This is a genomic window from Glycomyces amatae, from assembly GCF_020991375.1.
Lineage (GTDB): Bacteria > Actinomycetota > Actinomycetes > Mycobacteriales > Micromonosporaceae > Glycomyces > Glycomyces amatae.
Genome location: NZ_JAJLQZ010000030.1, coordinates 1 through 19,639 on the forward strand (window position 1 = coordinate 1; position 19,639 = coordinate 19,639).

A 19,639-nucleotide genomic window follows, 5' to 3' on the forward strand; every position below is an offset into this window, starting at 1 on the left:
CCAACACGCCCGAGCCGCCATACGCGAAGCCCGCGCCAAAGCACGAGCACGCTTCACCACCGGGACCACCAACGGCACTGACCGCACCGGCAGTACCGAACAGGCCCCGGCCGCCACACCGACGCCACCGGCCGCACCGACAGCCGAAGCCGAAGCCGAAACATCATCACCAAGGAAGCCCGCCCTCGCGGAAACCGCCACCACGGCCAGGACGATCAGGCCGGTCAAGCCAGTGGTCCCGATCGGGCCCATCGACTACGGCGAACCACCCTTCTTACCCCGCCCCAGCAGGCGACTGCTGGGGGACGCGAGGCCACACCACACCACCAGGCCCGCAGCCCGAACCCCCACGGGGCCGGGCCCTCCAGCATGCCCACACCCCAAAGCCGAAACCCCGCCCCAGCCAACGATCACCCCTTTGTCGCCGCCCGCCCTGACCGCGAGCATCCGCCACCTGAAGGTCGAAGGTCCGGTTCAGGAACCGTCCGCCCCTTCATCGCCGCCCTCCTGAACCAAGAACATCCGCGGCCCCGAATACGGAGACCCGTTCAGGAAGCGACTGCCACTCCGTCGCCGGCGCGAATGGTGTCCGCGACGGCCACGGGGAGGCCCGCGAGCGCGGCGTCGGCAGTCGGGGCGCTGCCGGGGACGCCGAGCAGCGCACCGAGGGCGTGGGCATGGACGGTCCTGGCGGTGATCCAGGTGGGAACGCCTTGGGCGGGAACGGGTTCGCCGGTGTCGTCGAGGCGGGCGGCGCCGTCCTCGGGCAGACCGAGCCTCGCGCCGAAGCCGAGCAGGCGGCGGCATTCGGCGTCCAGCCACCGGGGGTGGTGGGCGAGTCGGGCCGCGGAGTCGCCTAAGGGCGCTCCCTCGTTAGGCGCAGGACCCGCGCGGTGGGGGCCGGGACGTCGGTCGCGACGCGGAGCACGCCCTGGGCGGCGTTCCAGCTCCAGTCCCACTCGCCCATGCCGGGCGTGCCCGGGGCGGGGAAGACCTGGTCGCAGGCGACCTGGACGCCGCGCAGCGCGGGCAGCGGCAGCTCGACGGCGTCGGGGGCGCCGGGGAGGCGCCAGACGGTGACCACCGCGGCGGCCCCGGTGTGGAGCGCGAAGGCCTGCCAGGGGCCGCGGTGCTCGAGGCCGAGCGGCCAGGACGGGACGGCGGCCGCGCTGTGCGGCAGGAGCTCCCGGTGCGCGGCGACGGCGGTGGCGACGAGCGCGAGCTGCTCCTCGTCCATCCTCGCGAGGTGGCCGCTGAGGTAGAGGCGGCCGGTGATCCCCGCGACGAGGGTGAACGCCGACTCCTCGGCGCTCATCTCGGGCTGGGCGTAGCCCCAGTGCCCGGCCTGCTCGGGCAGGATCGACGCGGGGGTGGCGGCCGCGATCGCCGGGTACAGCACCGGGTCCTGCTGGTCCGACGTGGACTGGAGGTGGAGGCGGGACAGGGTCGCGTAGTCGGCCCGCATGCCGCCGGAGGCGCAGTTCTCGACCAGGAGCCCGGGATGGCGGGCGAGGACCGCGTCGAGCCAGTCGAGGTAGGCGCGGCAGTGCTCCAGGAGCCCCGCGCCGGGCGCGAGGCCGCCGGCGTCGGTGCCAGGCCCGGGCATGATGTTGTAGTCGAGCTTGAAGAAGCCCACGCCCATGCCGACGAGGCGGTCCACGACGGCGTCGAGGTGCGCGCGGGCGGCCGGGTGGCGCAGGTCGAGCTGGTGGCGGCCGTGCTCGACGACGCGCTCGCCGCCGCGCTGGAAGAAGGCCTCGTCGGGCAGGGTCCGCGCGAGCGGGGAGCGGACGCCGACCACCTCGGGCTCGAGCCAGATCCCGGGGACCATGCCGAGCTCCCGGATGCGGGCGAGGACGGCGTCGAGGCCGTCGGGGAATCGCGAGCGGCTGGGCTCCCACTCCCCCACGGCGTCCCACCAGCCGCCCGCGTCGTCGTCGTACCAGCCCGCGTCGATGCAGTAGTAGTCGGCGCCGGCCTCGGCGGCGGCCTCGGCGAGCGGGAGGACCTTCGCGGCGGTGGGGTCGCCCATGAGGGTGTTCATGTAGTCGTTGAAGACCACCGGCAGGGGGCCGTCGAGACCGGCGGTGCCCTTGGCGGCCACGAGGGCGCGGCGGTGGGCGGTGAGCCCGGCGAGGACGGCGCCCACCGGGTCGGCGGGGTCGCGGGCGACGGTGACGGCCACGGGCACGGACGTGAAGGACTCGCCCGCCTCGAGGCGGACGGTCCACTGGTGCTCGGCGTCGGTGGGGCCCAGGAGCGCGAGCGAGGCGCCGGCGCGGTCCTCGCCCAGCTCCCAGTGCCAGGCGCCGTTGTGCTCGATCTGGAAGGCGAGGCCGTAGCCGCCGTCGCGGCGGACGACGAGGCCGGTGGGCAGGCGCTCCCCCGTGGACCAGGAGCCGCGGGTGGTGACGGCCATGCGGGCGCGGTTCATGTGGTGGTGCACGGCGGGGTCCATGGCGGGCAGGCCGGCCTCGCGCAGCGGGGCGCGGTGCCAGCGGGACTCGGCGACCCAGTCGTTGTCGCCCCACAGGACGTCGAGGTCGTCCACAGTGGTGTCATCGGTGACGAAGGTGCCCAGGACCAGGGAGGTGACGGCCTGGATCGTGATCGGCCGGTCGGCGCGGAGCACGGTCCAGGCCCGCAGGGCGCGGCCGGAGGGGCTGAGGACGCTGGTGGCGCGCAGCCCGGTGACCGGGTCGGCCTGGTGGACGTGCAGGTCGCCGCCGATCGTCTCGTGGCCGGTGTGGCGCAGGCGCGAGCCCACGGCGGTGCAGGTGTAGCGGTGGCTGCCGGGGAAGCGGCCGTGGCCGAGGGCCTGGACCTCGACCAGGGGCGGGGTGGCGGCGGGCGGGCGGGGCGCCTCGCCGGCGGGAGTGAACGACCGGATCGAGACCGGCGCGTCGGCGCCGGTCGCCAGCTCGAGGTCGAAGTCCCCGGTGGACCATCGCAGTGTCATGGCGTGTCTCCTCATGGCGTCGTTCGGCCCGGTGGGGCCGGTGGCGGGGGCGTGGGGGGGGGGGGGGGGGGGGGGGGGGGGGGGGCCGGCGCCCCCCCCCCCCCCCGCCGCTCCGCGGAGGAGCGGCACCGGGCGGGGACCACGCGCGGGCGGCTTCCCGCGCGCGACCTCGGTATGGCGACGTTCGCGAATCCCCTTCTGTCGCCGCCATCCCGCCAGTGCCGAACGGCTTTTTTGCTATCCATGCAACACGACGAGCAACTGAACGGCAACAACGAGTTCACCGCCTGTGGATAATTTTCCCACGGGCGGCGTTCTCGCTGGTCGTTCGGTTGTGGATAACTCGGTGCGCTGGACCCTCACCGAGGCGGCGGCGTGGAGGCCGGACGCCTGCGAGCGGCCCCGCCGGCGGGTCAGCCGGTGTTGCGCAGGCCCGCGGCGATGCCGTTGACGGTGATGAGGAGGGCCCGCTTGAGCTGCGGGTCCACGTCGCCGTCGGCGCCGCCCTCGGAGCGGTAGCGCTTCAGCAGCGAGATCTGGAGGTGGTGCAGCGGCGCCAGGTAGCGGTCGCGGACCTCCAGGGTGCGGGCCAGCTGCGGGTTCGCGTCGAGGAGCTTCTCGCCGCCGGTCAGCGCCAGCACCTCGGCCACCGTGGAGGCGTGCTCGGCGCGGATCACGTCGAAGATCGGCTGGAGGTCGGCCGGGACCAGCGTGGCGACGTACTGCTCGGCGATCGACAGGTCGGTCTTGGCGAGCGTCATCTCCACGTTCGAGACGAAGTTGCGGAAGAAGTGCCACTTCTCGTACATCTCGGCGACCTGGTCCCCCAGGCCCGCCTCGCGGGCCGACGCGAGCCCGGCGCCCACGCCGTACCAGCCGGGGACGATCTGGCGCGACTGCGTCCAGCCGAACACCCACGGGATCGCGCGCAGGCCCGAGAGGCCCGCGTCGGTGTTCGGGCGCTTCGACGGGCGCGAGCCGATGTTCAGCGCGCCCAGGAGCTCGGTGGGGCTCACCGCCCAGAAGTACTCGGCCAGGCCGGGGCGGCCGGTCAGGTCGCGGTAGACGGCCTTGGACGCCTCGGAGGTGCGGTCCATGACCTCGAACCAGCGCTGGAGCACCTCGGGCTGGTGGCGCGGCTCGGTGTGCAGCAGCGTGGCCTTGAGGGAGGCGGCCACGGTCAGTTCGAGGTTCTCGCGGGCCAGCGCGGGCAGCGTGTACTTGTCGGAGAGGACCTCGCCCTGCTCGGTGATCTTGATGGCGCCGTCGAGGGTGCCCGAGGGCTGGGCGAGGATCGCCTCGTGGGTGGGGCCGCCGCCGCGGCCGATGGTGCCGCCGCGGCCGTGGAAGAGCCGCAGGCGCACGCCGTGCTTGTGGGCGGTGTCGCGCAGCTGGCGCTGGGCGCTCTGGATGTTCCACTGGCTGGCGGTGATGCCCGCGTCCTTGTTGGAGTCGGAGTAGCCGAGCATGACCTCCTGGACGTTCCCGCGGGCCGCGACGATCGCGCGGTAGGCGGGCAGGCTCAGGAGGTGGTCGAGGAGGGTGTCGGCGTTGCTGAGCTCCTCGACCTCTTCGAGGAGGGGGACGAAGCCGATGTCGGCGCGGCCGCGGGCGACGTCGATGAGGCCGGCGTCGCGGGCGAGGATCACGGGCGCGAGGACGTCGGCGGGCTCGTGGGTCATCGAGATGATGTAGGACTCGACGATGGCGGCGCCGAACTGCTCCTGGGCGTCGCGGATCGCGTGGAAGACGTCGAAGGTCTTGCGGTTGGCCTCGGTGAGGTCGACGTTCGCGGGCGCGAGCGGGCGCTGGCCCGACAGCTCCCTGGAGAGGAGGGCGTCGCGCTCTTCGGCGTCGAGTTCGGTGTAGGGCTTGTCGATCTCGCCGGTGGCGTCGTAGAGCTCGGCGAGGACCTTGTGGTGGGCCTCGGAGTGCTCGCGGACGTCCATGGTGGCCAGTTGGAGGCCGAAGGCCGAGACGGTGCGGATGACGCGGTCCAGGACGCCCTTGGCGGCGAGCTGGCCGCGCTGGCGGGCGAGGGAGTCGCGCATGACCTGGAGGTCGGCGAGGAGTTCGCGGCCGTCGGCGTAGTCGACGCCGGCGCGGTGCGGGAGTCCCTCGGCGTGGCGGGTGCGCGTGTTGGCGAGCTTGGCCTCGATCGCGCGGGCCTTGAGCCGGTAGGGCTCCTCGGCGTGGATGCGGCGGTAGCGGGCCGGGATGGCGGCGGCGAGGCACTCCAGGTCGGCGTTGACGGAGTCGTGGAGTTCCTGGGAGGCCGGGCGGACGGCCTGGGAGACGGAGAGCTCGTTGATGAGTTCGGCGACGGCGCCCTCGGCGGCGGCGATGCCGTGCTCGTGCTGCATGAGCAGGACCTGGCGGGTGACCTCGGGGGTCACGAAGGGGTTGCCGTCGCGGTCGCCGCCGATCCAGGTGCCGAACTTGAGGGGGGCGGAGCCGGGGCGGGGGGAGCCGCCGAGGTCGGTGAGGGTCGCGTTGAGGTCGGTGAGGACCCGCGCGGCGGCGTCGCGGTAGAGGTCGGTGAGGTAGTAGATCGCGTTGCGGGCCTCGTCGGTGGGCTCGGGCTTCTCGACGCGGAGTTCGTCGGTCTGCCAGAGCAGGTCGATGATCTCGGCGAGGCGGGAGTTGACGGCGTCGACGTCGGCGGAGCCGAGGACGGCCCGCTCGGCGGTCTCGGCGTCGAGCAGGTCGGCGATGTTGCGCAGTTTGACGAGGATGGAGCGGCGGGCGGCCTCGGTGGGGTGGGCGGTGAAGACCGGGCGCACTTCGAGGCGTTCGGCGGCGGCGGCGATCTGGTCGGCCGGGATGTCCTCGAGGGTGATCTCGGCGCGGGCCCGGGAGAGCCAGCCGCCGTTCTCGGCGCGCGAGCGGCGCATGTCGCGGGCGCGGTGGACCTGCTCGGTGATGTTCGCCAGGTGGAAGTACGTGGCGAAGGCGCGGGCGAGGTCGACCTCCTCGTTGACGTCGAGCTTCGCGAGGCGGGAGGCCACGACCTCGGGCTGGTGGCGGACCAGGCCGCGGACCTCCTCGACGAGTTCGAGGAGCTGGGGGCCCTCTTGGCGGACCAGTGCCTGGCCGAGGAGGTTGCCGAGGCGGCGGATGTCGCGGCGGAGCTGCTTGTCGTCGGTTCCGCTGGAGGAGTCGAAGTAGTCCATGGAGGTCTCCACTGGTGGTCTGGGCAAACCCTGAGGGGCCGCTCGCGCCGACGTCCTTGTCCGCGGTCAGTTGTCATCGTGGGCACCCGCGGCGAGCGCTTGCACGGCCGTGGATCCGCACTTCACGGCAGTCGCTCGCGGCACCGTGGGCTCGCGCCGACCGGGTGCGCTCGCGGAGCCGTGAAGAGGCTCCGTCAGCGTAACTTACCGGTAATGGGCGCGCCACTTTTCGATTCCGGCATGCGGGACGGGCCCGCGCGTACCGGACAGCGGCGGGTGAGATGCGTGACGGACCGGTGGCATACGCTGGTGCGACCGAGAACGCCGCCCCGCCCGATCCACTTGCGAAGGGATCCCGACCGCCGATGTCTGACTGGGTACTGCCCGACGAGATCCTCGCCGAAGCGCCGAGCCACACCCCGCTGCCGCACGAACTGGCCGACCTGGAGCTGCTGCTGTTCGGGGCGTACGCGCCCCTGCGGGGGTTCATGGGCGAGGCGCAGGCGCGGGCGGTGGCCCGGACCGGCATGCTCGCCGACGGGACGGCGTGGCCGGTGCCGGTGACGCTGGACGTGCCGATCGAGATCGCGCGGCAGCTCGACCACCCCGACCCGAAGCGGCGTGTGCTGCGCATCACCGATCCCGAGGGGGCGCCGGTCGCGGCCGTGGAGTGCCACAGCCTCGACGCGCTCGGCCCGGACATGGTCCGCGTCGGGGGGCCGGTGCGGCGCATCGCCGATGCGGCCCACGGGGTCTTCACGGGTCTGCGCGCCACGCCCGAGCAGGCCAGGACGACCTATACGAAGCCGCGCGTGCTGGCGCTGGTGGCGGACAAGCCGCTGCACCGCCCGCAGTTGGCGCAGTTGGCGCGCGCCGCGCACAACCTGGCCGCGCACGTGCTGGTCATGATCCCCACCGGGGACGAGACGAACGGCGACCGCGAGCTGCGGCTGCCGACCGCGGCGCTGGTGCGCTCGGTCCTGGCCGCGAAGGACCGGCTGCCGACCGCGACCGTGCTGACGGTGCCGCTGTCCAAGCGCGGCGACCGCCTGCGCGACGGCCTGCTGACGGCGAAGGTGGCGGCCGCCTACGGCGCGACGCACCTCATGACCGGGCCCGACGGGCTCGGGGGCGGCGACGGGGTCCGCGCGATGGTCCCCCGCGAGCTCGCGTACGACACGCGCGACGGCCAGTGGCGCCCCATCGAGGACATCGAGCCGCCGTTCCGGCGCACGGCGCTGAGCGACGCCGAGATCGCCGACATGCTCGACCGCGGTTTCGGCCTGCCGGAGTGGCACACGCCGCCGAGCGTGGCCGCCGAGCTGCGCAAGGCCCGTCCGCCGCGGCGCCAGCGGGGGCTGTCCCTGTTCTTCACGGGCCTGTCCGGCTCGGGGAAGTCCACGATCTCGCGCGGGGTCCACGAGGCGCTGCTGGAGGACGGGACGCGCACGGTGTCGCTGTTCGACGGCGACGTGGTGCGCCGGCTGCTCTCCAGCGGGCTCGGGTTCTCCCGGGCCGACCGGTCGGTGAACGTCCGCCGGATCGGGTTCGTCGCGGCCGAGGTCGCCCGCCACGGCGGCATCGGCATGGCCGCTCCGATCGCGCCGTACGAGGCCGACCGGGCCGAGGCGCGGCGCATGGCCGAGGCGGCCGGGGCCGACTTCGTGCTCGTCCACATCTCGACGCCCCTGGAGGTGTGCGAGTCGCGGGACCGCAAGGGGCTGTACGCGAAGGCGCGGGCGGGGCAGATCCCCGAGTTCACGGGGATCTCCGACCCGTACGAGCCGCCGCCGAACGCGGAGCTGGAGATCGACACCACCGACATCACCGTCGGCGAGGCCGTCGAGCAGGTCCTGGAGTACCTGTCCGAGGGCGGCTGGCTGGAGCCGATCGGGCTGAAGATCGCCTGAGCGGATGCGGAAGGCCCGGGCACGGCCCGGGCCTTCGCCGCGTCCCGGGGCGGCGGGCCGCTAGAGGAGGGTGGACCAGTAGTCCCAGAAGCCGGTGGCCACGACCGTGACGACCGCCAGGTACAGCAGCGCCAGGCCGATCCAGTGGAAGCGCAGCAGGTCGTCGACGGCGTCGCGCCAGTCGGCGCTCACCGGGATCGCGCCGGTGCGGAGGTTGCGGACCGTGGTGAACCAGAAGATCGGCAGGACCACTGCCCACACCGCCATGCACCAGGGGCACAGGACCCCGATCATGTAGACCGACTGGAAGATCAGCCAGGACACGAACGCGATCCCGCCGAGGGCGCCGAGGTTGAACACCAGCGCGATCCAGCGCGGCAGCGACACCTTCGACAGGAGCAGGACCCCCATGAAGACCACCAGCGGGAAGCTCGCCAGGCCGATGATCGGGTTCGCGAACCCGAACACCGAGGCCTGCCAGGTGCTCATGACGGTGCCGCAGGACAGGACCGGGTTGAAGTCGCAGGAGATGACGTGGTCGGGGTCGAGCAGCGACGCGATCCGCTCGTAGGTGAGGTCGAATGCGGCGGCCAGGCCGACCAGGCCGCCCAGGAGCAGGACCAGCCCGGTGACGGTGCGTCCCCGGGCCTCTCTGCCGCTCTCGCCGAAGGCCTCGTCCACGCGCGCCTCCCTCGTCTCCGCTGTCGCCGTCGCAAGTCTCGTCACGCAAGGGTAACGACCGCGGCCCGTCCGAAGTTGCGGCGCGGCACCGGGCATGTGACGGTTCAGGCCCGCAGGGACTGTCCCCCGTCGACCACGAGGGTCTGGCCGGTGACGTAGGAGGCCGAAGGGGCGCAGAAGAACACGGCCGCCGCGGCGACCTCTTCGGGCGTGCCGGGGCGGCCCATCGGGCCGTCGAGGCCCTTCTGGAGCTCGGGCACGGTCGAGGAGCCGGTGCGGACCAGGCCGGGCGCGATCGCGTTGACGGTGACGCCGTCGGCGACCACTTCGGTGGCGAGCGCCTTCGTCAGGCCGGTGACCCCGGCCTTCGCGGCGGCGTAGGCGGCCTCGGCGGGGACGGCGTTCACCACGCCGGCCGTCGCGGCCACGTTCACGATCCGGCCCCAGCCGCGCTCGGCCATCGACTGGACGAACGCCCGCGACACCAGGAACGCCGTGTCGAGGTTCCGCGCCAGCTCCGACTGCCAGTCCGCATAGGACAGCTGGGCGACCGGCTTCACCACGGCCGGGTCGGACTTCGAGGTGAGGCCCGCGTTGTTGACGAGGATGTCGACCTCGCCGAGGGCGTCGCCGACCGCGTCGGCCAGGCCGCCGACCTCGGCCTCGTCCGCCAGGTCCGCCACGAACCCGATCGCGTCGATCTCGCCGGCTCGCTCGTGGATCCGCTTGGTGGTGGACACGATCGCGACCGACGCGCCCGCCAGTCGCAGCCGCGTGGCGATGGCGTACCCGATCCCGTCGGTCGCCCCCGCGCCCGTCACGAGCGCGATCTTCCCGGCCAGCGAGTCGAGTTCCTGGAGGCGCCCGCGCTGCGACGCGGCCAGCGGCGACTGGCCGCTCGAAGGGAGGTCGATCACCTCCGCGAGGCCGTCGAACGACGAGTCGAATGAGTCGGGTCCGGTGCGCGGTTCATTCATTGACGCAGTCTCTCACGCGGCCCCGCCCGAACGCACCACCGCCGGGCCGGGCGGCACCGAATGGGGCGCCCGGGCCGGCCTCCGCGGGAGCGCCGGGGAGGCGGCGGGCCCTGGCCGCCCGGCGGCGGCCGTGGGACCATCGGAGGATGGAGCCGCAGCTGAGCCGCGACCTCGGACCGGTCCTGACCGCGCTGGCGCGCACCGCGGTCGCGACCTCGTTCGAGCCGCGGCCGCCGGACGCGGCCGCACTCGCCGCCGCGGGGGCCGCGCCGGCGCTCGGCAGGCGCGAGGCGACCTTCGTGACGCTCGAGCGCGACGGCGCCTTGCGCGGCTGCATCGGCACGCTGAGGGCGCTGCGGCCCTTGGGCGTCGACGTGGTCCGCAACGCCCGCGCCGCCGCCCGCGACCCGCGGATGCCCGCGGTGCGGCCCGAGGAGGTCGACGAGCTGCGGATCACCGTGACCGTGCTCTCCCCGCCGGAGCCGATGGGCGCGGGGGACTTCACGGCGCTGCTGGAGCGGCTCCGCCCCGGCGTGGACGGGCTCACCCTCAAGGACGGCGGGCGCCGCCGCGCGACGTTCCTGCCGTCGGTGTGGGCGGGCCTGCCCGAACCCGAGCGGTTCGTCGCGGCCCTGCTGCGCAAGGGCGGCTGGCCGCAGGGCCCCGGGGGCGGCGGGCTGCGCTCGGCCGCCTGGCCCGAGGGCCTGGAGGCCGAGCGCTACGAGACGGTGTCGTTCACCGGTTGAGGGGTGTTCGAGCATCCTCTAGGGGAGGGTGACGAGGCTGCCTTCGGCGACCTTCACCGCCGAGCCGGTCACGCCGACGTGCGCGATGCGGCCTCCGGCGACGGCGACCTGCCCGACGAGCCGCGAGGGGCGGCCGATCTCGGCGCCCTGCGCGATCTCGTACTCGTGGAGGCCGTCCCCGGCGATCAGGCCCTGCTCGACCAGGTAGACGCCCAGGGCGACCGCCGCCGAACCGGTCGCGGGGTCCTCGCCGACGCCCACGTGGAAGAGCCGGGCGTGCACCCGGTTCGTCTCGGGGTCGAAGCTGAACGGGTAGACCTTGGGCAGGTGGCCGGGCACGTCGACCGCCTCGGCCACGGCCGCGTCGTCGACCCGCACGAAGTTGTGGGACAGCCCCGCGCTCGCCGCCTGCGGGACGCCGATGATCCGGTCGACCGCGAGGCCGGTCGCGGCCGCCGCCACCGCCGGGTCGATCGGCTCGCCCGGTTCGACCACGCGCGAGAGCAGCAGCGCCTCGCCGTCGCCGATCACGACGTCCATGAGGCCCGCGCCGCACTCCTGCACGACCGTGTCGCCCTCGGGGGCCACCAGCCCGGAGGCGACGACCGCCAGCGCGGTGCCGATCGTGGGGTGGCCGGCGAACGGCAGTTCCTCCGCAGGGGTGAAGATCCGGGCCCGGTAGTCCGCGCCCGCCTCGGTGGCGGGGAGCACGAACGAGGTCTCGGAGAACCCGAACTCCTTGGCGATCGCCTGCATCTGGGCCGCGGCCAGGTCCCGGCCGCCGTAGACGACCGCGAGCTGGTTGCCCGCGTAGGCGCGGTCGGAGAACACGTCGTAGATCTCGAAGGGAAGCATGGGGGCACTTATAGCGCGCGAGCCTGGGAGCGGGTGCGGTAAGGCTACGCTCACATTGGCGATCCGAATTGCGTGGTTACGATTGGGTCATGTCTGACAACGCTGCCGTCGTCGAGGCCGTGCACGAAGCGCTCTCGCACGTCAACGACCCCGAGATCCGCCGCCCGATCACCGAACTGGGCATGGTCGACACCGTCACGGTCGAAGGCGGTCGCCTGTCCCTGACGATCCTCCTCACGGTCGCGGGCTGTCCCATGCGCGACACGCTGCAACGGGACATCGCCGCCGCGGTCGACGCCGTCGACGGCGTCGAGGAGCTCGCGCTCGAGTTCGGGGTGATGACCGAGCAGCAGCGCGCCGACCTCCAGGTCAAGCTGCGCGGCAAGGCCGGGGCCGAGCCGGTGATCCCGTTCAACCTGCCCGAGTCGCGCACGCGCGTGTTCGCGATCGCCTCGGGCAAGGGCGGGGTCGGCAAGTCCTCGATGACGGTGAACCTCGCCGCGGCGCTGGCCGCGAAGGGCCTGTCAGTGGGCGTCGCCGACGCCGACATCTACGGCCACTCGATCCCCCGGATGCTCGGCGTGGAGGGCGCGCCGACGCAGGTCGAGGACATGATCATGCCGCCGCAGGCGCACGGCATGAAGGTGATCTCGATCGGGATGTTCACCCCGGGCAACACCGCCGTGGTGTGGCGGGGCCCGATGCTGCACCGGGCGCTCCAGCAGTTCCTGGCGGACGTGTACTGGGGCGAGCTGGACGTGCTCCTGCTCGACCTGCCGCCCGGGACCGGCGACATCGCGATCTCGGTGGCGCAGCTGCTGCCGACCGCCGAGCTCGTGGTCGTGACGACCCCGCAGCAGGCGGCCGCCGAGGTGGCCGAGCGGGCGGGGGCGATCGTCACGCAGACCCACCAGAAGCTCGCGGGCGTGGTGGAGAACATGTCGTGGATGGAGCTGCCCGACGGGTCGCACATCGAGCCGTTCGGCTCCGGCGGCGGGAAGGTCGTCGCGGAGGCGCTGACGCGGGACGTGGGCGCCGAGGTGCCGCTCCTGGGCCAGGTGCCGCTCGACCCGAAACTGCGCGAGGGCGGGGACGCCGGGATGCCGCTGGTGCTCTCGGACCCCGACTGCGAGGCGTCGCGGGCGATCCGCGCGATCGCGGACCAGCTGGCGGTGCGGAAGGTGTCCTTGGCGGGCAAGCAGCTGGGCCTGAGCCCGGTCTGACCCGCGCGGTGCGGCCGGTCCGCCTCGAGCGGTTCCGGTCAGGCCGGCATGAACCGGGCGGCCCGGGCGTGCCCCGGTGCCGTCGGGTCCGGCACGGGTTTCAGCGGCGGGGGGGGGGGGGGGGGGGGGGGGGGGGGGGGGGGGGGGGGGGGGGGGGGGGGGGGGGGGGGGGCGGGGGGAGGGGGGCGGGGGGGCGGGGGGGGGGCGCGGGGGGGGGGGGGGGGGGCCGCCGGCGGGCGCCCCCCGCCGATGGGGAGGAAGGTCGGTGCCGCCGAAGTGGTGCCGTTCGGTGCTCGTGGCCCTCAGCCGCCGTCGAAGCGGCGCTTCGACTCGACCGGGGCCGGGCCCGCGTCCTCAACTGCCGTTGAGGCTGGGCTCCTTGTCCTCAACTGCCGTTGAGGCTGCACCTTTGGTCCTCAACTGCCGTTGAGGAGGGGCCACCCGGCCGAGTTCCACTCGATCTGCTCGATGTCGAGCGCGAAGCCGCCGCCTCGGCCGTAGGCGTGGTAGGCCATGAACCCCCGGTGGAGGGACTGGCCGCCCGCGGCGACGTTGTTCCCGTACGCGCCGAGGACGACCGTGCCGCCGCCGTTGCGCATGTCGACGCCGTCGGCGTCCACGAACGGGCCCGTCGGCGAGGTCGAGCGGCCGACGGTGATCTGGTACGTCGAGTTCGCGCCCGCGCAGCAGGTCCCGATCGAGGTGAACAGGTAGTAGTAGTCGCCGTGCCTCATCATCGAGGGCGCCTCGATGCCGCCGCCCTTGGTGGCGAGCCGGATCGGCGCGGCCCCGGAGGCGGGCTTGCCCGAGGGCCAGTCGAGTTCGACGATGTGGATGCCCTGCCACCAGGAGCCGAAGGCCATCCAGTGGCGCCCGGCCTCGTCCACGATGATGTTCGGGTCGATCGCGTTGTAGGCGTCGCCCTCGTAGGACTGGAACACCGCGCCGCGGTCGGTCCAGCCGTAGCCGGGCGCGGACGGGTCGAGCGTCGGGCTGGTCGCCAGGCCGATCGCCGAGCGCTGCGAGCCGAAGGTCGAGGCCGTGTAGTACAGGTAGTACAGGCCCTGGCCCTCGTCGTAGAAGATCTCCGGAGCCCACAGGTTGTCGACGCCCTGGATCTGCTGCGTGGTCCACGCGGGCTTGGAGTTCCACATGGTGCCGACGTTCTGCCAGGTCTGGCCGCCGTTGGTCGAGCGGAAGATCGGCGGCGTGCCGCCGCCGAAGCGGCCGTCGCCGGTGGCGTAGACGAACCACGGCTCGCCGGTGCACCCGGCCCACAGCGCGGGGTCGTGGGCGCCGAGGCTGCCGCTCAGGTTCGGGGGCTGGCTGGGGCCGCTGTCGCAGTCGGACGGGACGGGCTCGGAGCCGCCGCCGACCTCGGTGAGCGACCACTGCTGGTTGGCGCCGCCGGTGGCGGTGTACTGGGAGATGCGGTCGCCCGCGGCGGTGGACCACTCCCACACGTCGAGCGCCTTGCCCGACAGGCGGTTCACGAAGGAGGCGTAGCCGCCGCTCTCCTGGACCAGCCACTGCTGGTCGGTGGCGTTGGTGTCGGTCTCCTGGACGACCTGGGCGCCGTCTGCGGTGCTCTGGTTCTGGAGGCCGAGGACTTTGCCGCTGTGCCGGGATTGAACGCGGTAGTAGCCCCCTCCCGAGTCGATGAACCGGAACTGCTGGTTGGTCGCGTCGGTGCGGTTCCACTGAATGAGGGCGGCGCCGTCCTCCGTGGAGAACTCCAGGATGTCGAGCGCCAGGCCGGAGTGGCGGCTGGTGAGGACGTAGTCGGTGTCGGTCTCGACGGCCGCGTGGGAGGCGGCCGGCGCGAGGAGGGCCAGGCCGGCGGCCGCCATGACGGCGGCGGCGAACCCGGCCAGGACTGCTGGTCGGCGCCGTCCGGCCGGGCCCTCGGCCCGTCGGCGGCGCAGGAGGCGCATGTTCATGCGAATACCTGAATCTCTAGAGGTAAGGGATAGAGACTTGTCGATGTTATCGCGAACATGCCGGGTCGTTCAAGACCAGGGCCCGTCTTCTTCGCCGAGACGCGGTGCGCCCCGCGTCGGGGCGCACCGCGTCCGGTCAGCGGGCGCCGGTCTGGGTCAGGTGCATGTGGGCGTAGCGGCCCGAGGCCTCCACCAGCTCCTCGTGCGTCCCCTGCTCGGCGATCCGGCCGCGGTCGAGCACCACGATGCGGTCCGCCTGGCGGATGGTCGAGAGCCGGTGCGCCACGACCAGCGTGGTGCGCCCGCGCATGAGCCGGCCCAGCGCCTCCTTCACCAGCTCCTCGGCCTCGGGGTCGAGCGCCGAGGTCGCCTCGTCGAGCAGCAGGATGCGCGGGTCGCGCACCAGGGCCCGCGCGATGGCGAGCCGCTGGCGCTGGCCGCCCGAGAGGCGCGCGCCCCGCTCGCCGACGACCGTGTCCATGCGGTCGGGCAGGTCGCGCACGAACTCCCAGGCGTTGGCGTCCTTGAGGGCCCGCACGATCCGGTCCTCGTCCGCCTCCAGGCCGTAGGCGATGTTCTCGCGGATGGTGCCCTCGAACAGGACCGACTCCTGGGGCACGACCGAGGTGAACCGGCGGGCGGTGCGCAGGTCGAGCTCCTGCATGTCGACGCCGTCCAGGAGGATGCGGCCCGAGGTGGGCCGCACGAAGCCGAGCACCAGGTTGAGCAGCGTCGACTTCCCCGAGCCGGAGGAGCCGACGAAGGCGACCGTGGTCCCTGCCTCGATGTCGAGCGAGACCTCCCGCACCGCCTCGGCCTCCGCGTCCTCGTAGCGGTGGGAGACGCGGTCGAGGGTCAGCCGGCCCTCGACGGCGTCCACGGCGCGCTTGCCCTCGTTCTGCTCGATGTCGGGGTCCTGGAGCACCTCGGCGATGGACCGCACGGACTCCATGCCGCGCGCGCCGACCGGGATGAGCATGAGCAGGTTCGTGAGCCCCTGGGTCAGGAGCGTGAAGTAGGTCGACAGGAGCACGACCTCGCCGGGCGAGATCGGCAGGAACTCGGTGAGCGAGAAGGCCGCCGCGAGGCCGAGGCAGCCGACGCCGAGGATCTGCATGGTGACCCACGAGATGGAGGCGACGTGCCCGTTGAGCATGTCCAGGTGCAGGCCGGCGCGGCGCACGCCGTCGGCGCCGCTCGCCACGCGCGAGACCGCGGTCTGCTCGAGGCCGTGGGCCCGCGTGACGGGGATGAGCGAGGCCATCTCGCCGACGCGGGCGGCGAAGCCCTCCATCTCGCGGCGGAACACCTCGTTGCGGGCGCGCGAGCGGCGCCGCAGGGCCGCGCGCAGGCCGATCGCGATCGGCACGGTGAGGGCGTACACGGGCAGGAACTGGGGCACGGCGATCGCCGTCATCGTGATCGCGCCGATGAGCACCATCGCGGACGACAGCAGCGGGTGCGTCATCTGCTGGAGCATCATCTCGACGTTCTCGACGTCGCGCACGACCTTGTTCTGGACGATCGAGGCGCTGACGCGCGTGTAGTAGCCGATGGAGAGGCTCTGAAGCCTGGCGGCGAGCGCGTTGCGCAGGTCGGCGCCGGTGTCGCGCACCACGGTCATGAAGTTGCGGGTGTAGACGATGTGGTTGGGGTAGTTCTGGACCAGCAGCAGGACGGCGACGGCGAGCCAGCCGAGCACCGCGGCCACGGAGCCGTCGGAGGAGACGAGGTCGATGATCGCGGCGGTGATCACCGGGAGGAACCACAGGGGGACCTCCTTGACCGCGAAGGCGAGGAAGGCCAGCAGCATGCGCCACGGGCGGCGGGCGAGGAGGCGGAGCACGGAACGCGCCGGACGGGCGCCGTCGAGCATTTCCTGTCGGCGAGCAAACGCTTGCAATGACATGGAGTGAATCGTACCGAGGGTCACCCCGAATGCACAGCCGGAAAGAAGGGAATAGCGCGAAAGCCAGTAGGGCCGATTCACCGTCTCCGGCGAATCGGCCTTACTGATATTGGTAGCGGGAGGCGGATTTGAACCACCGACCTCCAGGTTATGAGCCTGGCGAGCTACCGAGCTGCTCTATCCCGCGTCGTATGTACAAAGCTTACACGCCACTGCCACTGCCCGCCAACGAGGGTCGCGTGAGCGCTGTCACCGCGACATATCGCGTTTACGCAGCGAACCTCAGGACGTCACCTCGGACGACCGTTCCTCGGTGTACCAGCGCCGGAGCCGTTCCACGATCGCCATGAAGACGCCGCTCTCGAGGGCCGCCGCGAGGTTGCCGTCGTAGAACCGCTCACCGCGCAGCAGTGCCGTGGCCGCCCGCGCCGCCGTGGCCGGTCCGGCCGCGGCGATCGCCTCCGGGCGCTGCACCTCGGGATGGGCGTGCAACCAGCTCGGCCAGTCGAACACCACGAGCGCGACCTCGGCCAGCTGGGAGCAGACGGCGTTCACCGCGGCACTGTACCTCGGGTAGGGCATGGTGATCGCCCCACTGGGAGTCCGCTCGCCGCCGGCCCACGGGACGTCGAAGTCGGCCTCGGTGAGCGCGTCCGCGAGCGCGAACAGGCGCTCCCAGGCCGCGGCCGGAGCCGCGGCCAGGTGCGCCGCCACCTCGGCGTCCGAGGGTTCCACGTCAGAAGCCGAGGCGCTCGAGGAGCTTGGGGTCGCGCTGCCAGTCCTTGGCGACCCGCACATGCAGGTCGAGGTACACGCGGCCGCCGATGAGCTGCGCGATGCCCTTGCGGGCCTTCGTGCCCACCCGCTTGAGGCGCTCGCCGCCCTTGCCGATGACGATGCCCTTCTGGCTGTCGCGCTCGACGTAGATCTCGGCCCAGATCTTCTTGCGCGGCCCGCCTTCGGACTCCTCGTCCTCGACGTCCTCGATGACGACCGCGAGCGAGTGCGGCAGCTCGTCCCGCACGCCCTCGAGCGCGGCCTCGCGGATCAGCTCGGCCATCATGACCCGCTCGGGCTCCTCGGTGATCATCCCGTCCGGGTACAGCTGCGGCGACTCGGGCAGGTGGCCCGAGAGCACGTCGACGAGCGTCTCGAGGTTCTCGCCGGTCTTGGCCGAGACCGGCACGATGTCGGCGAAGTCCGCCAGGGCCTCCACGTTCGTCAGGTGCCGCACCAGCGCGTCCTTGGACACCAGGTCGATCTTGGTGACCACGGCGACCACCTTGGCGTGGAGCTTGGCGATCTCCCCGGCGATGAACTTGTCGCCCGGCCCGGGCTTCTCGTTGGCCGGCAGGCACAGCCCGATGACGTCCACTTCGGACCACGTCTGGCGGACCAGGTCGTTCAGCCGCTCCCCCAGCAGCGTGCGCGGCCGGTGGAGGCCGGGCGTGTCGACCAGGATGAGCTGCGAGTCCGGGCGGTGCAGGATCGCCCGCACCACGTGCCGCGTGGTCTGCGGGCGCTTGGAGGTGATCGCGATCTTCTGGCCCATGATCGCGTTGGTCAGCGTGGACTTGCCCGCGTTGGGGCGCCCCACGAAGCAGGCGAAACCGGCGTGGAACTCGTTGCTAGGCAAGACGGGTCACCTCTTTGCGAAGGACCGCGTACGCGGTCAGGTCGGCACTGATCTCCTTGGCGGCCTTGAGGCCGTCCTCGTCGGACTCCGCCCCGAAGACCACGGCCGCCTCGAGGCGGTCGGCCCCGGCCGCGAACGCCTGCGCGACCGCCGCCTGGAGGGCGGTGAGCTTCAGCGACGGGAGGTCGACCGCCGCCGAGGCGTAGGTGCGGCCGATGCCGTCGCGGACGGCCGCGCCGGTGGCCTGCTGGACGCGTCCGGCGGCCCCGCGGGCCAGCGTGGCGAGTTTCGCGTCCTCGGCGTCGAGGTCGGTCAGGTCAGACATTCAGTTCGTGCCTCTCATCGTTCTCGGTGGCCGCCTCGGGGACGGTCTCGTCGGCTTCGGGCAGCCGCGCGACCCGCACCGTCTCGATGCGGTTGCGGCGGCCGACGGTGCCCTCGGCGGTCAGTTCGAGCCCGGCCAGCCGGGCCCGGTCGCCCGCGAGCGGCACCTTGCCGAGCTCGGCGGCGAGCAGCCCGGCGACGGTGTCGACGTCCACCTCGGGCAGGTCCACGTCGAAGGCCTCGGCGAGGTCCTCGACGGACAGCCGGGCCGTCACGCGGGCGGTGCGGTCGTCGAGCCACGCCACGGGCGGCAGCTCCTGGTCGTACTCGTCGGTGATCTCGCCGACGATCTCCTCGAGGATGTCCTCGATGGTCACCAGCCCGGCGGTGCCGCCGTACTCGTCGACGACGACGGCGATGTGGATGCGGGCGGTCTGCATCTCGCGCAGCAGGTCGTCCACGGGCTTGGAGTCGGGCACGAACGAGACGGCGCGCATGACCTCCCCCACGGGATGGCCGGCGCCGTCGTCGAGGCGCACCAGGTCCTTGAGGTAGACCACGCCGCGCACGTCGTCCAGGTCCTCGCCGATGACCGGGATGCGCGAGAAGCCCGAGCGGAGCGCGACCGCCTCGGCCTCGGCGGCGGGCGTCTCGGCGCTCACCCACACCATGGCGGTGCGCGGGACCATGACCTCGCGGACCACGGTGTCGCCCAAGGCGAACACGGAGGCGATCATGTCGCGCTCCTCGTGGTCCACGGTCCCCTGGGCCTCGGCGGCCTCGACCAGTTCGCGGATCTCGATCTCGGAGGTCGCGAACGGGCCCTCGCGGAAGCCCTTGCCGGGAGTGACGGCGTTGCCGACGAGGATGAGGAGCTTGGCGAGCGGGCCGAGCGCGGTCCCGAGCAGGGCCACGGGGCCCGCCACGGCGAGCGCGATCGGGTAGGCGTGCTGGCGGCCGAGGGTGCGCGGGTTGACGCCGATGACGATGAAGGACACGACGGTCATGACGGCCGCGGAGATCCCCACGGCCGTCCAGGAGTCGTTCCAGGTGTCGAAGGCGACGACGGCGACGATCGCGATCGCGGCCGCCTCGCAGGCCAGGCGCAGCAGGATCAGCAGGTTGAGGTGCCGCGGCAGGTCCTCGCCGATCTTGGCGAGCGACTCGGCGCCGCGCCGGCGCTGCTCGGCGAGCTCGGCGGTGCGGGCGGGCGAGACGTTGGTGATCGCCGCGTCGACCATGGCGGCGCCCCCGGCGACGAGGATCAGCGCGACCGCCGTCGCCAGGAGCGTGTAGGGCGCCATCG

At 72.9% G+C, this 19,639-nt stretch carries 14 protein-coding genes and 1 tRNA gene; 3 read left to right on the forward strand and 12 right to left on the reverse strand.

What is annotated here, in order from left to right:
* Positions 1-856 precede the first annotated feature (856 nt).
* Together LO763_RS26220 and ppc are read right to left on the reverse strand one after the other, a co-directional pair.
* On the reverse strand, positions 857-2,959 hold the full coding sequence (locus tag LO763_RS26220) for a glycoside hydrolase family 36 protein (RefSeq protein ID WP_230790912.1): 2,103 nt from the start codon (positions 2,957-2,959) through the stop codon (positions 857-859).
* 413 nt (positions 2,960-3,372) lie between these two features.
* The gene (ppc, locus tag LO763_RS26225; protein ID WP_230790914.1) at positions 3,373-6,132 is read right to left on the reverse strand and encodes a phosphoenolpyruvate carboxylase; all 2,760 of its coding nucleotides are present in this window, start codon (positions 6,130-6,132) and stop codon (positions 3,373-3,375) included.
* A gap of 365 nt (positions 6,133-6,497) precedes the next feature.
* On the opposite strand from ppc, the gene cysC reads away from it, so the two are divergent.
* Positions 6,498-8,042: an adenylyl-sulfate kinase gene (gene cysC / locus LO763_RS26230; RefSeq protein WP_230790916.1), complete on the forward strand. Its 1,545-nt coding sequence runs from the start codon at positions 6,498-6,500 to the stop codon at positions 8,040-8,042.
* Between the two features lie 60 nt (positions 8,043-8,102).
* Here the strand turns inward: cysC and LO763_RS26235 are convergent, their stop codons facing one another.
* On the reverse strand, positions 8,103-8,723 hold the full coding sequence (locus LO763_RS26235; protein ID WP_230790918.1) for a vitamin K epoxide reductase family protein: 621 nt from the start codon (positions 8,721-8,723) through the stop codon (positions 8,103-8,105).
* A gap of 104 nt (positions 8,724-8,827) precedes the next feature.
* The gene (locus tag LO763_RS26240; protein WP_230790920.1) at positions 8,828-9,700 is read right to left on the reverse strand and encodes an SDR family NAD(P)-dependent oxidoreductase; all 873 of its coding nucleotides are present in this window, start codon (positions 9,698-9,700) and stop codon (positions 8,828-8,830) included.
* 146 nt (positions 9,701-9,846) lie between these two features.
* On the opposite strand from LO763_RS26240, the gene amrA reads away from it, so the two are divergent.
* Entirely contained in the window at positions 9,847-10,446 is a 600-nt protein-coding gene (gene amrA, locus LO763_RS26245; RefSeq protein ID WP_230790922.1) for an AmmeMemoRadiSam system protein A, read from the forward strand.
* An 18-nt stretch (positions 10,447-10,464) separates the two neighbouring features.
* Here amrA and LO763_RS26250 read toward each other — a convergent pair whose 3' ends face one another.
* Positions 10,465-11,301: a PhzF family phenazine biosynthesis protein gene (locus tag LO763_RS26250; RefSeq protein WP_230790924.1), complete on the reverse strand. Its 837-nt coding sequence runs from the start codon at positions 11,299-11,301 to the stop codon at positions 10,465-10,467.
* A gap of 89 nt (positions 11,302-11,390) precedes the next feature.
* On the opposite strand from LO763_RS26250, the gene LO763_RS26255 reads away from it, so the two are divergent.
* Entirely contained in the window at positions 11,391-12,524 is a 1,134-nt protein-coding gene (locus LO763_RS26255) for an Mrp/NBP35 family ATP-binding protein (RefSeq protein ID WP_230790926.1), read from the forward strand.
* Positions 12,525-12,940: 416 nt separating this feature from the next.
* Here LO763_RS26255 and LO763_RS26260 read toward each other — a convergent pair whose 3' ends face one another.
* The 7 genes from LO763_RS26260 to LO763_RS26290 form a co-directional block, all read right to left on the reverse strand.
* Positions 12,941-14,464: a family 43 glycosylhydrolase gene (locus LO763_RS26260; protein WP_230790928.1), complete on the reverse strand. Its 1,524-nt coding sequence runs from the start codon at positions 14,462-14,464 to the stop codon at positions 12,941-12,943.
* A 136-nt stretch (positions 14,465-14,600) separates the two neighbouring features.
* Positions 14,601-16,373 (reverse strand): ABC transporter ATP-binding protein, encoded by a 1,773-nt coding sequence (locus LO763_RS26265; protein WP_230790930.1) that lies wholly within the window; start codon positions 16,371-16,373, stop codon positions 14,601-14,603.
* 110 nt (positions 16,374-16,483) lie between these two features.
* Positions 16,484-16,560, reverse strand: a tRNA-Met gene (locus tag LO763_RS26270).
* 95 nt (positions 16,561-16,655) lie between these two features.
* Positions 16,656-17,108: a DUF6508 domain-containing protein gene (locus tag LO763_RS26275; protein WP_230790931.1), complete on the reverse strand. Its 453-nt coding sequence runs from the start codon at positions 17,106-17,108 to the stop codon at positions 16,656-16,658.
* A 1-nt stretch (position 17,109) separates the two neighbouring features.
* On the reverse strand, positions 17,110-18,009 hold the full coding sequence (gene era / locus LO763_RS26280; protein WP_230790933.1) for a GTPase Era: 900 nt from the start codon (positions 18,007-18,009) through the stop codon (positions 17,110-17,112).
* Positions 18,002-18,325 (reverse strand): cytidine deaminase-like protein, encoded by a 324-nt coding sequence (locus LO763_RS26285; protein ID WP_369432091.1) that lies wholly within the window; start codon positions 18,323-18,325, stop codon positions 18,002-18,004. The genes era and LO763_RS26285 overlap by 8 nt, the downstream gene beginning before the upstream one ends.
* A gap of 1 nt (position 18,326) precedes the next feature.
* Positions 18,327-19,637: a hemolysin family protein gene (locus LO763_RS26290; RefSeq protein WP_230790937.1), complete on the reverse strand. Its 1,311-nt coding sequence runs from the start codon at positions 19,635-19,637 to the stop codon at positions 18,327-18,329.
* Between the last annotated feature and the right edge of the window lie 2 nt (positions 19,638-19,639).

Excerpts from the sequence above, each read along its gene's own strand:
- LO763_RS26220 (WP_230790912.1), bottom strand. The coding sequence starts at position 2,959 with ATGACACTGCGATGGTCCACCGGGGACTTCGACCTCGAGCTGGCGACC.
- ppc (WP_230790914.1), bottom strand. The coding sequence starts at position 6,132 with ATGGACTACTTCGACTCCTCCAGCGGAACCGACGACAAGCAGCTCCGC.
- cysC (WP_230790916.1), top strand. The coding sequence starts at position 6,498 with ATGTCTGACTGGGTACTGCCCGACGAGATCCTCGCCGAAGCGCCGAGC.
- LO763_RS26240 (WP_230790920.1), bottom strand. The coding sequence starts at position 9,700 with ATGAATGAACCGCGCACCGGACCCGACTCATTCGACTCGTCGTTCGAC.
- amrA (WP_230790922.1), top strand. The coding sequence starts at position 9,847 with ATGGAGCCGCAGCTGAGCCGCGACCTCGGACCGGTCCTGACCGCGCTG.
- LO763_RS26250 (WP_230790924.1), bottom strand. The coding sequence starts at position 11,301 with ATGCTTCCCTTCGAGATCTACGACGTGTTCTCCGACCGCGCCTACGCG.
- LO763_RS26255 (WP_230790926.1), top strand. The coding sequence starts at position 11,391 with ATGTCTGACAACGCTGCCGTCGTCGAGGCCGTGCACGAAGCGCTCTCG.
- LO763_RS26260 (WP_230790928.1), bottom strand. The coding sequence starts at position 14,464 with ATGAACATGCGCCTCCTGCGCCGCCGACGGGCCGAGGGCCCGGCCGGA.
- LO763_RS26265 (WP_230790930.1), bottom strand. The coding sequence starts at position 16,373 with ATGTCATTGCAAGCGTTTGCTCGCCGACAGGAAATGCTCGACGGCGCC.
- LO763_RS26290 (WP_230790937.1), bottom strand. The coding sequence starts at position 19,637 with ATGGCGCCCTACACGCTCCTGGCGACGGCGGTCGCGCTGATCCTCGTC.